The 14,853-nt window shown below is 55.4% G+C and carries 9 protein-coding genes; 7 read left to right on the forward strand and 2 right to left on the reverse strand.

Annotated features, from left to right (window positions below; translation table 11 throughout):
• Complete coding sequence (locus OLTU_RS26785) at positions 1-2,925, forward strand: BamA/OMP85 family outer membrane protein (RefSeq protein WP_141735797.1); 2,925 nt, start codon at positions 1-3, stop codon at positions 2,923-2,925.
• 312 nt (positions 2,926-3,237) lie between these two features.
• Here OLTU_RS26785 and OLTU_RS26790 read toward each other — a convergent pair whose 3' ends face one another.
• The gene (locus tag OLTU_RS26790) at positions 3,238-4,269 is read right to left on the reverse strand and encodes a hypothetical protein (RefSeq protein ID WP_141735798.1); all 1,032 of its coding nucleotides are present in this window, start codon (positions 4,267-4,269) and stop codon (positions 3,238-3,240) included.
• 93 nt (positions 4,270-4,362) lie between these two features.
• On the opposite strand from OLTU_RS26790, the gene OLTU_RS26795 reads away from it, so the two are divergent.
• The 6 genes from OLTU_RS26795 to OLTU_RS26820 all read left to right on the forward strand — a co-directional run bounded on the left by OLTU_RS26795 (position 4,363) and on the right by OLTU_RS26820 (position 12,349).
• A complete protein-coding gene (locus tag OLTU_RS26795) occupies positions 4,363-6,864 on the forward strand; it encodes a HEAT repeat domain-containing protein (protein ID WP_141735799.1) in 2,502 nt (833 codons plus the stop codon).
• Between the two features lie 36 nt (positions 6,865-6,900).
• Positions 6,901-7,881: a GGDEF domain-containing response regulator gene (locus tag OLTU_RS26800; RefSeq protein ID WP_141735800.1), complete on the forward strand. Its 981-nt coding sequence runs from the start codon at positions 6,901-6,903 to the stop codon at positions 7,879-7,881.
• Between the two features lie 162 nt (positions 7,882-8,043).
• The gene (locus tag OLTU_RS26805; protein ID WP_141735801.1) at positions 8,044-8,772 is read left to right on the forward strand and encodes a beta-ketoacyl-ACP reductase; all 729 of its coding nucleotides are present in this window, start codon (positions 8,044-8,046) and stop codon (positions 8,770-8,772) included.
• A gap of 18 nt (positions 8,773-8,790) precedes the next feature.
• Positions 8,791-9,804 carry a ketoacyl-ACP synthase III gene (locus tag OLTU_RS26810; protein ID WP_141735802.1) on the forward strand — a complete coding sequence of 338 codons (1,014 nt, stop codon included), beginning with the start codon at positions 8,791-8,793 and terminating at the stop codon, positions 9,802-9,804.
• 19 nt (positions 9,805-9,823) lie between these two features.
• On the forward strand, positions 9,824-10,618 hold the full coding sequence (locus OLTU_RS26815) for a M48 family metallopeptidase (protein WP_141735803.1): 795 nt from the start codon (positions 9,824-9,826) through the stop codon (positions 10,616-10,618).
• A 243-nt stretch (positions 10,619-10,861) separates the two neighbouring features.
• Positions 10,862-12,349, forward strand: coding sequence for an ATP-binding protein (locus tag OLTU_RS26820; protein ID WP_176736998.1), 1,488 nt, complete (start codon positions 10,862-10,864; stop codon positions 12,347-12,349).
• Between the two features lie 24 nt (positions 12,350-12,373).
• Here OLTU_RS26820 and OLTU_RS26825 read toward each other — a convergent pair whose 3' ends face one another.
• Positions 12,374-14,851, reverse strand: a complete 2,478-nt coding sequence (locus OLTU_RS26825) for a DUF8508 domain-containing protein (protein WP_141735805.1) — start codon at positions 14,849-14,851, stop codon at positions 12,374-12,376.
• Positions 14,852-14,853: the final 2 nt, after the last annotated feature.

Genomic DNA, 14,853 nt, shown 5'->3' on the forward strand with positions numbered 1-14,853 from the left:
TTGCGTTTTCTAATTTTCATGCTCGGCATCCTATTGGCCCATCCTGCATGGGCCAAGCCCTGGGAATTTGCGCCTGGCAGCCGTCCCTTGCGCCTGAATGTCGAGGACCTGCAGCGCGATTTCCCCGATATCCAGACGCCTGAGGATCTCAGCAATCTCCTCCGAGCCATCAATCTGGCTGAACCCATGGCCGAGGTCAGCGCCGAGGATGCTGGCAACCGCATCCTCATCAAAGTCATCAGCGCGGACACCGTCAGCGAAGTGCGCATCTACAGTCTGACCCGCAGCATCCGTCTGGCGGTTGAAAACAAGGTGAACAAATATGTGGGCCTCACCAATACCCAGGAGGTGCGTAAGCAGCTTCAGGAGGAAATCTTCAAGGTCCTCAAGGAACACAGTTATTATCTGGCCAAGGTGCAGATTGCCGAGCGTCCGCATCGCGGTGGCATTCTCTATGAAGCCGCGATCGACGAGGGCTGGCCCTGTACCATCGCCCGGATCGATTTCAGCTTTCCTCTGCCACCCGGCATCGACAATCCCTATCGCATAGGCATGTACTGTGAGGCCGATGAAATTCGCAATCGACTCACCGAGCTGGAAGCGGAACTTGTCGACGCCGGCTACAATCAGCAGCGTATCCAAAGTCCCGACCTTGTTTTTGATCCCCGCACCAACACGGCCACGCTGAAAATCATGGGCACGCTGGGCAAGAAAATTCAGGTTCGCATCATCAGTCCCATCAAATCCGTCGGCCTGATATCCACGATTTTTGGGGATGAGCTGAATGCCGTGGATCCCTCCATTACCGATCCCGATGCCATGGCTTCCGAAATCATGCGTCAGTATAAAGCGCAGGGCTATGATGATGTGGAAATCCGCCAGCTGCCGCCCCACACACCGGACACGGAAACCATTGAATATCAATTCGAGGTCCGTCCGGGTCCCGAGTATCTCGTGACCGAGGTGCAGTTCGAAGGCCTCAATGCCCTGACGCAGGAGGAGGCGACCGATGTCATGGGCCTCACGGCCGGTCTCAGCAACCAGCCCATCTTCAGTCAGGATCTGGCGCAAAGAGGCCGCGAAACCCTGCAGGCCATTTACAAGGAACGCGGCTTTTGGGATGCCAAGGTTTTTGACCCACGCGTGATCAAAAATCCGAGCACAGGTGAGGTCAAACTCGTCTATGTTGTGCGGGAAGGCAAACGACGGCTCTATGATGGCCTGGTCGTCACCGGCAACAAGGCGTTGCCAACCGATGTCATCGAATCCATGCTCGTGGTGGATAAAAAGGAGCCTCTCGCCTGGCAGCATCTCATCGACTTTGAAAAAGTTCTGCGCCAGGCCTATCGCAGCGTCGGCTACCTCCAGGTGCAAATGAATCTGGAGCTGGTGCAGAACCGCCAGTTCCGCGATGTTGAAACCAAGGTCGTGCTGAATATTCAGGAAGGGGCGCGGTCGAAGTTTGGTGAGATCTCGGTCAAAGGCCTGGTTAAAACCGATGCGGATGTGGTCACGCGTGAACTCCGCTTTGAAGAGGGTGACTGGTTTGATCCGGAACAGGTCGAGGAAAGCCGTCAGGCGCTCGTGGATCTCGGGCTTTTCAGTTCGGTCAGTATCACGCCCAGCGAAACCAAGACCAGTTCCGGTGACACCACCGTCCCTTATACCGTCATCGTCCGCGAGGCCCGTTCCGGTACGGTCAGCTTCGGACCCGGCTGGAGCTTGAGTGACGGCATGCGGTTCACCATTGAGAGCGCCTACAATAATATCGGCGGTCGCGGCCGCAAGATTTTCAGCAAGGGCACCCTGAGCGAGGAAAAAAGCCAGACGCCCCTGGCCGACAAAACCCTGCTGGGTCGTTACGTGGGTGTCGGTTATATCGAACCCTGGCTCTTCAATTTCCCTGTCGATGGCACGCTGACCTTCAACCACCAGGGTCTGGCACGCGACACGTCATGGGAAGTCAGTCGCGCTGCGGAAGCCATTGCCAGCCATCGCCTGCGGAATTTTGCACCGCGCACGGATCTGTCGCTCTTCTCCCTTTATAAGGAAGTCAGTGTCGAGGCGGAGGAAGGGGTCAAACGCGCGACGCTGATCGAGCCTGGAATCCTTCAGGTTCGGGAAATTGGTTTGCGTCATGTCACGGATGGGCGGAACAACCTCGGCTGGCCGACGCGGGGTTTTCGTCTGGCCACCGAACTCAGCCTCGCCGACTTTGTCTTTGGTGGCGACATCAAATACAACAAGTGGTCGTTCAGCTTTAACGTCTATCACGAGTTCTTCGAGAATTTTGTGCTGGCCGTCGGCACGAGTTACACCAGCTACAACAATATCAAGCGCCGTGATGCGCCCAACGTCCTGCCCACTTCGGAGCGCCTTCTGAGCGGAGGTCCTGAAACCAATCGTGGCTTTCGGGAGAATACGCTGGGTCCGGTCCTGACCAGCACGACACGCGATGAGAAAACCGGTGTGATTGAGACAAGAGACAACTTCTATGGCGGGTCGCGTCTTGCGTCGCAGCGTTTGGAATTCCGCTATCAGCTGGTGCAGGATACGTTTGCGTTGACGACGTTTTTTGATGCGAACAACAGCTTCTTTTCACCGACCGAGGAGCGTCTGATCCGCGAGGACTTCGCCAAGGCTCCCGCGGAAGCCGAGATCAAGCCCCCCGAACTCTATGATAACGAACCCTATCAGCTGGACGACTTAATCCGCCACCCGCAGTACCTTTGGACAAAAAACTATTTGTCCTACGGCATAGCCGGTAATCTGCTGACACCGCTTGGTTCCGCCAATATCTCGGTCGGCTGGCCCTGGAGACGTTGTCTCAATAATGCTGAAGATTGCCCCTATCCCCGAGGCAACAGCAACTATCGACAACTGCGCGGCGCGGTGATCGGCATCAATGTGGGCGCCACCTTCTGATCAACGCAGGGCGCGAGCCCCCCGTTCACCTGCAGGCCGGTGCTCTTTCCCATTCTGAGAAAGAGACCGACCCGAAGTCCCCCATCCTTCGCCCCCGCACCACAAGACCGCATAGGTCTGCGCTCGTCTCGCAGCGTATCAAGCTGGATTCACTTTTGCTTTGAATTATGGGTTCAGTAGAGCAGATTCGCTCGACCATTGCAAGGTCAAAGTCATGTGCAAATCGTTCATTCGTTTGAGAAATTTCAAATGAAGCCGCGGGATGGCGCAGGTCTTTCCCCATCCCGCCCTCGTGCGGCGCAGGTCATGAAATCATTTTGCAGGCGTGGGTTCAGGAGCCCAGACCGAGGCATCAAAGCGAAACAAGGAGGCGCTCTTATAAAGATCCGGTCGAAGCGTTGTCAGCCAAAGATTGCGATCGGCATCGATGAATAGACTGCTTAGATCCTTCAGCTGTTCAGGCAATCCGATATCATCCCGAGTCCTAAGATGTGCAATGTGATAGCAGCTGGGTGCTTTGAAACGCATGATCCGGCGTTCACCTGGATTGCCGATCAAAAGTTCCTTGCGGACCGGATCCACAGCCAATCCGTAAAGTTCCTCAACCAGATGACTGGGCAGGCCGTGAATAAAGCAGGCCCGCATCGCCTGGCACTTGTCCATATTGCGGCCCTGGCAGCGGACGGTCATCAAAGGCGTTCCCGGAACCCGCAGCAGCATCAGGAACTGGCTCCCATCGCGGTCCTTCCAAAAGCTGGGGATAGGCGCCAGTCCCCCAAAAAGTTCGTTGTTGTCCTGCTGCACTCTGGAAAAAGCCCGGGTAAAACCCCGTCGCAATTCCGCCACTTCGCTGCGTGTGGGTTCCCCGCGTGGATCACGAGGTGGTTTGGCCAGATCGAGGATGATATCGGCTGGCCGCAACCAGATCTTCCTGTCGTGATGCCACAGAGCAAACTGCCGCCGTTCGGCGTCCAGGAAAAACCAGTGCGGCCCCAGAGGCAGGATGCCACGGATCCGCTTTTCACTTTCATTCTCCGGGAAGGGCACCCGTTCACTCTTATCCGTAGGGACATGCAAACTGCCAAAGCCCAGATCCTGCTCCTTGGCCGTCTCATTGTATTGGGACTTCAGGTAAAACTTCGCCGTTCGGCTACTGGTTAAAACCATATCCTTCTCGCGATACACCGCGTAAAGGCCTTTTTCCAAAGCCACCTGGTAATGTTTAAGTTGGTCAAATGGCAGAACCCTGGCCGGCTTTTTATCTGCAGCCAAAGTCGGCCGCAAAGCAGAGCTCAGGAGCAGGGCGATCGCCATCCAGAGCCGCAAGGCTTGCGCGAATTCCATGTACCACCCTTAATGGAGCTATGTTTTCATGATAAGATGGATGGAGCCATACTGTACAGTATTCCGGTGACGTCACGGACACGGAGTTCTCCGATGGAAGAAGCCCAATTGGTCGACAGCTATCTGCATAGTGCCCATGCCGAGGATCGTCTGCGCATCCTGCAAACCCTGCGCGAAAAGAATATGTGGATGCCGATCTCCCTGAGCGCCGATCTGCTCAAGCTGAAATTGAATGCCGATGAACATATCGCCATTCTACGGAGTACGAGCGCCAAACAACGGCTGGCATTCGAGGATTATCTGACGAGCCAGCTCATGCGCTGGGACCAGAACGTGGCTTCCGCCGCTCTCTGGGAATGGGCCCTGCGCACCGACTGCATCATGTGGCATCGCACGCTGCCTCTCAGCCTTTCCCCGCTGACCCCGCAGCGCATGCGTTACACCCTGCTTGATCTTGCCTGGTTCGGCGGTGGCTTTCCCCTGATTCAAAAGCTCGTGGACATGGACGGCCTCGAGGATATGTCCGCCGCGTTCATCTCCCTGCTTTGTTTCCGCGCGCTGCAGTTCGGGGTTGCCTCCGATCGCGTCCTCAATCTGGCGAAACGCGGCATCGAGGGCAGCTATCACGCCTCGTCGGTGGCGGAAAAAACGCTGCCTTACTTTCTTGCCTATGTCTTCCGTAATGATCCGCAATGGGCCAAGGCACAAAAGGTCAATCAATCCTTTAGCGGCATCTGGTCACAATTCATGAATGCGAATCATGAAGGCAATCGCTGGGAAAAGGAACTCTCCACCCTGAATCAGCTGATCGGCCGCCAGCCCACGGCGACGGACGAAGCCACCATCATGGACAACTGGCCCAGCATCTGGGATCGCCATCATATCGAAGCCCCGATCCTCTGCTGGCTCTTTGAGCAGCTGGCGGAAAAAAAGTTCCCGACCATCTCGGAACAGAGCTGGGAATTCTTCGCGGGTGTTCAGCCGAAAATTCTGAAGGACATGCTGATCACCAACAACCGTCCCGAGGTGCTGGTCCTCGCCCTGAACGTGGTGGGCCCCTTCCTTGATTATAATGCCCAGCTCAAGGTGCTGGACCATCTTAAAAAAGTGCTGCAGACCGTCCCCAATGCGGCGGAGATCCTCACGAGTCTTCTGCCCCGTTACTCAGCTCTTCTGAATGCCGAAGCCGGTGGCGCCAGTGTCTTCGGCAAGGTCTTTGACGAGCGCCAGCAGATGCTGGCCGCCTTCAACAAGGACAAATCCGGCGAAGTCAAAGGCCTCGGCCTTTGGGAAAAGGAATTTCCGCCTCAGGATGCCAGCCGCCATACCTTCTTTGCGATCGCCTATCATGATAAAAAACTGCCCGATCCCAAAGGCGATGATTTCTGGGCCTCCCTCATCGCGGCCTGGAAAAATCCGTCTGCCGATCGGATCGAGGCGCTCTCCACCAAGGCGCGACAGGCCCCGGATCTTTTCCAGATCTGTTTTATCGATACCCTCGGCCGCTTCCATGGTTCGGATGCAGCCGCCTTGAAATTGCTTGATTTCATCCGCAGTTCGGAAGAGCCGGTGCTGCGTTCGGTGATCTACGCCCTGCAGGGCATCGGTACGGTGCGGGCGTCCCAGGAACTGGTGGCCTTCCTCACCCGTCCCAACGTCAGCGCCAACCTGCAGCTCGAAATCACCCAGCTCCTGCACGAACTCGATGTCAGTCACCTGCAGGCGGAGCTGCGTTCCGCGCTCAACGATCTCAACTATCGCACCATGCGCGATAGCATGCTGATCGAATTGCGTGATGCCATCTCCAGTCTTCTGGTCGTCGAGGATCAGATCAAACCCAGCCCCACAAATACGAGCCTGCCGCAGCAGCCCACCACGATCGATCTGGACAAACTCCTGTCGCAGAAAATCGATCGCTACGAGCAGCTGTCGAGTGAAGTCAAACGCGCCCTGCGCACCGCCCAGTTCTTCCATCTGCAGGTTGAGCAGGCCGGCAACAACCTGGGCACCATCGACCTGAGTCCGGCCATCGATATGCAGTACAAGGCTTTGGAGCTCAGCTTCCGCGAGAAATTCGAGCAGCACTGTTCAGATTTGATCAGGCAGGGCATCCTGCAACGCAAGCTCGACGTCATCGGCTATGCCCGTCCCATTCCTTCCGCGATGGATGACTTCGAAGGCTATATTGAGCATCTGCCGATCATCAACACGATCCCCTTCTTCAGCCGCTTCAAACTTCGCAAGATGCTGCGGGCGATCTGTCAGTTCCGGCCAGGCAAGCGTTTCACCCTGGATGGCCTCAAGGCCTTTGCCATCTTCTTTATCTGCTTCTCCCGACATGACTGTCGCTATGGTTTGGGAAAACTTTTCCATATTACCAACATGTCCCAGGATCAGCTGCTGCACTTTTGCAAGGAACTGCACGTGTTCCAGGATTTCCGTAACCGTGCGGCTCATGAGGGATTTCATCCGGACGCCAGCAATAATTTGGACAGTATTTGGAAAAGCACGGCCTCCATCATTCAAGGGATGTTCATCATTTCCGATGGATTGGAAAGCCATGTGGCCAAGGGCACCATTCGAAAGATTGGCTAAAGTTGAAACGCCGCTTGTTGGAGAACCCAGACTCCCATGAACAGCAAAGAAAAACCCGTGGTTCTGATCGTCGAGGACAATCCTGCGGACGTGCTGACCTATAAGAAGTGTCTGGGTCGCAGCTTCCAGCTGGAAACCCTGCTCTCCGGAGAGGAAGCCCTGGGTGTGATCGAGCAGCTCAAGCCCGATGTGGTGGTCCTCGACATCAACCTGCCCGGCATATCCGGCTACGATATCTGCAAGGTCCTCCGGACCCGCCCGCTCAGGGACTACATCGGTGTCGTGATGATCACCGCCAGCCAGGATCCGGAGTCCATCGAAAAGAGCCTCACTTACGGTGCTGATGCCTTCGGCAGCAAGGCCCAGGTCATCTTCCAGATCAAGGCTCTGGTCAAGTCCGCTCTGCGGGTTCGGGCCACAATGAAGGAACTCAGTGACGTCAACGCCAAGCTTCAAAGGGCCAATGAGCGCCTGAAAAAGCTCTCGCTCACCGATGAGCTGACAGGTCTTTACAACATGCGTTTCATGGCCCGGCAGATCCGTAATGAATTCAAGCGGGCGGAACGCTATCAAAAGTCCGTGTCGATGATCATGCTCGACATCGATAATTTCAAAAGGGTGAATGATGCTTATGATCATCTCACCGGTTCCTATGTGATCGCGCAGATCGGCCAGGAAATCAGTGATTCCATTCGCCTCGATATTGACTATGCCGCTCGTTACGGGGGTGACGAATTTATCATCGTCCTGCCGGAAACCGATCTGCAGGGCGCCTGGATCGTGGCCGATCGTCTCAGGGCCAAAGTCGCCGAGCATACCTACGACAACGGCCATCACAGTGTTCAGGTCACGCTGTCTCTCGGCATCGCCACCTTCGAGGGCAGCACTAAAAATATGCAAAATGTTGAGGAACTGACGCGCACCGCCGACAGCAGCCTTTTGCGTGCCAAGGAGCAGGGCAAGAACATGGTTGTGGCCCTCCAGAAGCAATCCAAGCAACATAAGTCCGCGTCCTGACCGCCCTTCCCGGCCATTCCATAGTGCACAATTTAACACCATAAAAAGCCTGTCAAACGCAGGCTTTATGCATCCTTGTTGTCCAAGGGGGAGAAAAATGGTACCTAATCCTTGCAAAAAATGGGGATTTTTTGACTTTTGACTCACCTGAAGGATGTCATTATGGAACAAAAGGTAGCTCTTGTGACCGGAGCCTCTCGCGGTATCGGCCGCGCTTGCGCCGAAGCCCTCGCCAAACAGGGTTATTTGGTCGCCATTCATTACCGTTCGCAGGAACACCTCGCGAAAGAAGCCGCGGATAGCATGCCAGGCTCGAAGATTTTTCAAGCCGATCTGAGCAGCGAAGAACAGTGCAAGGATCTCGCCAAGCAGGTGAAGGATGCCTTTGGTCGTATCGATGTTCTCGTAAACAACGCGGGCATGAGCATTGATCAGCTCATCACCTTTGCCAAGCCCAGCGATTTTGATCAGATCCTTGACGTGAATTTGAAGTCGGTTTTCAACCTGACCAAATTTGTTTCCAAGCACATGATCAAACAAAAAACGGGTCGCATCATCAACCTCACCTCCGTTGTGGGTCACACCGGCAATGCCGGACAAAGCATGTATGCCGCTTCCAAAGGCGCGATCACAGCATTCACGAAAAGCATTGCCGCCGACCTCGCGGGCTTTGGCATCCTCGCCAACTGCGTGGCTCCTGGCTTTATCAAAACGGATATGACCGATGCTCTGCCGGGAGAAGCCAAGGAAGCGATCCTCGGCAAGGTGCCGCTCAAACGCCTCGGCAGTCCGGATGAAGTTGCAGCCTGCGTCTGCTTTCTTGCATCGGATGGCGCCTCCTACATCACGGGTTCGACGCTGCATGTGAACGGCGGGATGTATACCAACTGATAAAAGGAACGGTAACCGATGACAGATTCAGCCGTATATATCCACGCCCTGGGGCATTACCATCCTGAGACGGTGGTTGATAACGCGTTTTTTGAAGAGCTTGATATCGGCTCGGATTCCGCCTGGGGCGAGGAACGAACCGGCATTCAGGCTCGTCGCAGCGTCCTGCAAAAGGACGATATCCGGGCTCTGCGTCGCGGCGAAAAAACGCTGGAGCAGCTGCGGAGCGAAGGCCGGGTGATGACCATCGCCACGATGTCGGAACCGGCCTGGGCCCTTCTACGGAAGCGATATCCTGATCTGAATCCCACCGCGATCGATGCATTGATCTGTGGGACGTCCATTCCGGATTTCGATATCCCGGCCAACGCCAGTACGATCGCGGATCGTCTGGGTCTCAGTTGCCTGACCTTTGACGCCAACTCCGCCTGCAGCTCGTTCGTGCTGAATCTGCATCTGGGCCGAAATCTGATTCGATCCGGTGCTCACAGGAAAATTGCCATCTTCAATCCCGAGCGCTATTCCCTGCGCATGGATTTTACGGATCGCAATTCCTGCATCCTGTTCGGCGATGGTTGCTCGGCCGCGATCATTTCGGATCAGCCTAAGCCCGGCTCGCTCAGGGTTATCGATACCATCATCGTATCCGATCCGAGCGGTCATGATCTGGTCAAGATTCCTGACAGCGAATGCTTCTCGCAGAACGGCAAGGCTGTCCAGAAGTTTGCGATTTCCAAGACCCTGGAAACAACCCACAGCATTCTGGAACGCAATCAGCTGACCGCAAAAGACATCACCTGGTTCACCGGTCATCAGGCCAATCTTCGCATGGTGACTTCGGCCGCGGAACGCCTGGGTTTCAGCGACGACCAGCATCTGCACAATGTGGAAGCGTTGGGCAATCAGGGCGCTGCCGGAGCCCCTTCCGTCCTCTCGATGCATTGGGATCGCTTCAAATCAGGCGACTTGATCGTCCTGGCCGTGGTCGGCAGCGGCTTGACCTGGGGATCCGCACTGCTGCAAAAAATTTGATACTGCAAGGAAACACACGATGGGCAAACAACTCGTTTTTGGCTTTGTGGCCGCGGCGATTTTAGGGACGGCGGTCGCTTGCGTGACGTCACCTGAAACCGGCCGCAGCCAGCTGAATCTGGTCTCGGACAGCCAGATGAACAGCATGGGTGAGCAGGCCTACCAGGAAATGCTGGCCAAATCCAAAATCTCCAAAAACCCGGCCTTGAATGCTGCGGTGGCTGACATCGGTCGACGCATCGCTCAGGCCAGTGGCGTGGACTATGAGTGGGAATTCACGGTCATTGATGATCCGAAGACGATCAATGCCTTCTGCCTGCCAGGTGGCAAGGTCGCGGTCTACACCGGCATCATTCCTGTGGCCAAAAACAATGCGGCTCTCGCGGCGGTGATCGGCCATGAGGTGGCTCATGCCACGCTCAGGCACTCGGCTGAGCGTGTGAGTCAGCAGATGGTCATGCAGATGGGCATGACCATGGCTTCCCTGACCTTTTCGGATTCGAAGTACAAGAACACGATTGCCGGCCTGCTCGGCATCGGGGCTCAGTTTGGTGTGGCCTTGCCCTTCAGTCGTTATCACGAATCCGAAGCGGATCGTGTGGGTCTGGAGTATATGGCGAAAGCTGGCTTTGATCCGCGGGAGGCGATCGGACTTTGGGAACGCATGGGCTCTCAGAGCGGCAGTCGTCCGCCTGAAATTCTGTCCACGCACCCGGATCCGATCCGTCGTGCCAAGGCTTTGAACCAGCACATGCCGGAGGCTCTCCAGATTTATCAAAACTCTCCCCTGCGAAGCGCCACGAAAAGCTTTTAAAACAGATGACAATCGCATCCCAGGTCGGCCTCCGGCCTGGGCGCGTTTCACGTCATGGACAAAAATTCCCCCCAGAACCTTTTGGTACATTGGAAAATCCGTTCAAAATTTCTTTACTATCCTCACCTTGAAGCAGCCCCTAAGATCCCCCCGGTCGCCGTCAACGGGTGGCGCCCTAAAAATTCCATAAGGAAAACCGAACAGAAGGTGTCGCCTTTTGTACGATTGGGAATTGGAACCGGCATGGGCAAGAAGATTCTGAAGAGCCTGGGCAACAGCACAGCCATCCACATTTTTGTGGTCAGTGCCTGCATTGCTGTGCTGGCCAGTGTGATTCAGATCTACATCGAATACCGCAAGGATGTGGATCGGGTGAAATCCCGGTTTGAACTGATCGAGAGCAGTTACATTCCCGCTGTGGCCGCCGCCCTCTGGCAAATTGATGAGGACCAGGCACGTCTGATTCTGGCTGGTATCAAGAGTCTGCCGGACGTGGCCTATGTTGAAATCAAAGCCAATGATTCGGATTTTACAAGCTCCCTCGGTGAGAAATCGGGTTCACGCTATCTCACCCGCGAGGTGGAAGTCGCCTTCACCAACCAGGACCACAGCGCGATCGCGATCGGAACTCTGACCATCAGCCTCAGTTTGGACGCGGTCATTTCGCGAACCTACGGCCTCTCGCTGAACATTCTGATCACCAATATTCTGAAGACACTCCTGCTGGCCGTTTATGTGATCTTCCTGCTTCGCAAACGCATCACACGGCATCTCATCCATATCGTGCGTTACCTGGAATCCAAGGATCAGTCCCAGCCTCTCAAACTGGAACGCCGGTCGGCCCGGGAGGATGAACTCGATGTGATGGTGCAGAGCATCAACAACAAGAACAATGAGATCCTGGACAAGATCCAGACCATTGAAAAGCACAAAGTGGAACTGGAGCATACGGTCGAAGAGAAAACGCAGGCTCTGACGCGGACGGCCGAAACCAAGGCCACCCTGCTCCGCGTTCTCTGTCACGACCTTTCCAATCCCCTGGTTCTGATCACGGGGTTGCTGGAGCTCTTTGCCAATAACCGCATTTCCGAAGAGAAGAAACAGGCCAAATATAAAACGCTCTCCCGTGCGGCCCAGCTCATGGCGGACATCCTGTCCAACGTGCGCGAGATGGAGGCTGTGGATTCCGGGAAACGCAATATCACCATTGCGCCGGTGAACCTGGAGCGCATGTTTGATGACCTGAATTTAATCTTCCGCGACCGTCTGACGGAAAAGCAAATCTGCCTGGAAATTGAAAATCAGCTGCCGGATGGCATCGGCGTCTTTGCCGACCCCGTATCCCTGAGCAATCATGTCTTCAACAACCTCGTCTCCAACGCCCTGAAATTCTCCTTCCCGGGCTCCAAAGTCCGAATCGTGGCGCAGGTTGAGGACGAGCTGGTTCATGTCTCCATCATCGACGCCGGCGTCGGCATGTCCGAGGAAATCGCTCAGGCCATCTTTGATCCCACACGTCAGACCACCCGGCCCGGAACTGCTGGCGAAAAAGGGACTGGCTTTGGCATGCCCATCGTGAAGTCGTTCGTGGAAAAATATGGCGGTCGGATTCAGGTCGAGAGCACATCGGCGGAAATCAATCCGTCAGAGCACGGGACGACCTTCCATCTTTATCTGAAGAAAGCGCGCCTCGTGCCGGATCTAGCGGTGGCTGAACGCTCCGCAGGGTGAAGCGCCAGCCATGGAACGAAGGGTTTAGAAGCGGAAGCGGGCGACCAGAGCATCATGATCCGAGATCTTATCCATGAAGTCCGAGTTCAGGTGAATGATGTCCAGTTCCGGCTCATGCTGGAGCAGGGCCTTGCTCACCACAATATGGTCGATCGCTGACGCATTGCCATCATAGTTGCTGGTATACCACATATTCTGAGGGACCAGATTCCCATAGGTCATCAGATTTTGCATATAATCGCCGGCCAGAATTCTCATGGAGGCCTCGTGCCAATAGGCATTGAAGTCACCCACCACCAGAATTTTCGCGTTGCGGTCCTGAGAAAGCAGGTCCGCGATAAAGCGATTGATGCGACCGGTGAGTTTCGACCGTCCGATATCGGAGCGGAAGATCACCGGCTGTTCGATCGACCAGGGGCTGCTGTCGCCCAACTTGGAATTCAAGTGCACGCCAATGACGTAAAACCTTTGACCCTTGAACGAGAACTCGGCCACCAGGGGTTTACGGGTCCGCATAAAGGCTTCATCATTCGGAAAGAGACGACCTGGGTTCTGATTCAAGCGGCCGCCCTGAACGACATAGGTATCGTCCAGAGGCCCGGCATTGCCCACGCGTTCAAACTGAATGCGGGCCGCATTGTAAATCATGGCCACACGGATGTTGCCACCCGGCTCGCCACCGTCTGAGTTGGGAACGGGATCGATATTCAGAGCCCGATAGTCGGAACCGGGACAGTTGATATTCTGAATGATCGAACTCAGGGTAATGTCCGCAGCGGATCCTTCCGCGAAGTCCACACCGTTGTTGTCCTGAATTTCCGGAAGATTGAGAACATCCGGACATCCCAGGTTGGTACTGACCGCCAAAGCCATCCGCTTGATGCGGCTTTCCAAAATACCCGACAGGTTCTCCACGTTGAACGTCCCGATCGTCACGTGATCGGCATCACCTTGAAGCTGCGTTTTGGGCCGCTCATCCAGGCTTTTAAGGTCCGACGTCGCCGTAAAGGTGCCAGTGACGAACATGGCAAACTCACCATCACCAAAGGTGTTGGTTTGAAAGCTCAGGATGCCTTCGAGGTCATAGGAGAACTTGTCCCCGACGTTGAAAGCATACTCAGGCCGAACATTTGGTGCCAATTCATGATCGGAAATCCGCACCACTTCCGGGTTAAAGTCCTGAGCCAAAGGATTGTAGAGAAGACCATTGGCAGCCGACAGCTGCTCAACCGGGCTGGCTCCTTCGGGACGGACAAAGAGCGTCAGATACCGTTTGTTGTCATCATACTTTTCCTTGCCGCCGCGGAAGCCGACCACCTCGGGTCGCACCAGACGAATGCGCATGCCTTCGAGGGCTTCCCAAAAATCAAGACCATCGGCGGGATTGAGCTTGTCCTTCTGGTTGATGTTGCCACGATAGCTGGACACCACAGCATTCGGGACCTGCAGTCCACCGGGACCGATCGAAACCGGTTCGGGCAGGGGAAGACCCGTTTCCAGGATGGAAATATCCGTAACCTCGCGAATCGCCGTCCGGGTCAGACCTTGAGCGGTCATGACTTCATAGACGGTGCCCGTCACCTGAACCCGCACACCGGCCACCAGATCGGTTCGGGAACCGGTCAGATACACGTTGATGGCATTCGAGGTCAAAGGATTGCCGTCATCATTTTCCGTTTGGATGTAGAGTTCCGTGGCTCCTTCCTCAATCGGGGCTGCAGCCGTGATCACACCCTGGGTGGTCACGATTTTGCCACGATAAGGGGAAAGATGTGCTTCGCCCTGAAGTTCAGGAATCGACACCGCGCCCTCGACAACACCCCGGGTGTGCATCCGGATGGTCGCACGTTCCTCGTTCAGAAGCGGAAGACTCTTCAGCTTTTGCAGATACGCTTTCAGAGTATCCCTGGCTGAATAATCATCGGGTTCGAACTGGAAGATGTTTTCAAAGCCGTTGCCGTAGCGATAGCCCGGGAAGGGGCTGAAGTAAGCCTCATTGCTGATGGCCACGCGGTAGTTGGCGTCATCATCCAGCGGCAGACCATGCGGTCTGGTCACCTGGTAGATGGTGGGCAGACCACCTTCATACTGAACGTTGTACTCCACGCCAGCGACCTGAAGGTCCACGCGGTAGAACTTGTTGCTGCGATTCAGGATGAACTCGCGAATATCCGATCCGCGCAGGGTGCCCACGCGGAAGAGATCCTTGTCACCGGAAGGATAGATCGGCAGAAGCTGCTGATCGATCTCTTCCTCGGTGAGGTCCTTGTTCAGAATCGCATAGCCATTCGAGGGCAGATAATCGCTGGGATAGAAGACGATGTCCACATCCAGCTCTTTTTGCATCGCGGTCGTGATCAGATTCCCGGCCAGATTCGAGCCGAGGAAGCGATCGCTGGTATCGATAAGGATCGGCGCATCAGCGCGCGGATCCGCCTGCTCCACACAGGAGAGGGATCCGAGCATCAGCAGAAGCGCTGTCAGACGTTGCATAGCTTTCATGT

It is taken from the genome of Oligoflexus tunisiensis (genome assembly GCF_001748245.1).
In the GTDB taxonomy this organism is placed as follows: domain Bacteria; phylum Bdellovibrionota_B; class Oligoflexia; order Oligoflexales; family Oligoflexaceae; genus Oligoflexus; species Oligoflexus tunisiensis.

Excerpts from the sequence above, each read along its gene's own strand:
- OLTU_RS26790 (WP_141735798.1), bottom strand. The coding sequence starts at position 4,269 with ATGGAATTCGCGCAAGCCTTGCGGCTCTGGATGGCGATCGCCCTGCTC.
- OLTU_RS26795 (WP_141735799.1), top strand. The coding sequence starts at position 4,363 with ATGGAAGAAGCCCAATTGGTCGACAGCTATCTGCATAGTGCCCATGCC.
- OLTU_RS26800 (WP_141735800.1), top strand. The coding sequence starts at position 6,901 with ATGAACAGCAAAGAAAAACCCGTGGTTCTGATCGTCGAGGACAATCCT.
- OLTU_RS26805 (WP_141735801.1), top strand. The coding sequence starts at position 8,044 with ATGGAACAAAAGGTAGCTCTTGTGACCGGAGCCTCTCGCGGTATCGGC.
- OLTU_RS26810 (WP_141735802.1), top strand. The coding sequence starts at position 8,791 with ATGACAGATTCAGCCGTATATATCCACGCCCTGGGGCATTACCATCCT.
- OLTU_RS26815 (WP_141735803.1), top strand. The coding sequence starts at position 9,824 with ATGGGCAAACAACTCGTTTTTGGCTTTGTGGCCGCGGCGATTTTAGGG.
- OLTU_RS26820 (WP_176736998.1), top strand. The coding sequence starts at position 10,862 with ATGGGCAAGAAGATTCTGAAGAGCCTGGGCAACAGCACAGCCATCCAC.
- OLTU_RS26825 (WP_141735805.1), bottom strand. The coding sequence starts at position 14,851 with ATGAAAGCTATGCAACGTCTGACAGCGCTTCTGCTGATGCTCGGATCC.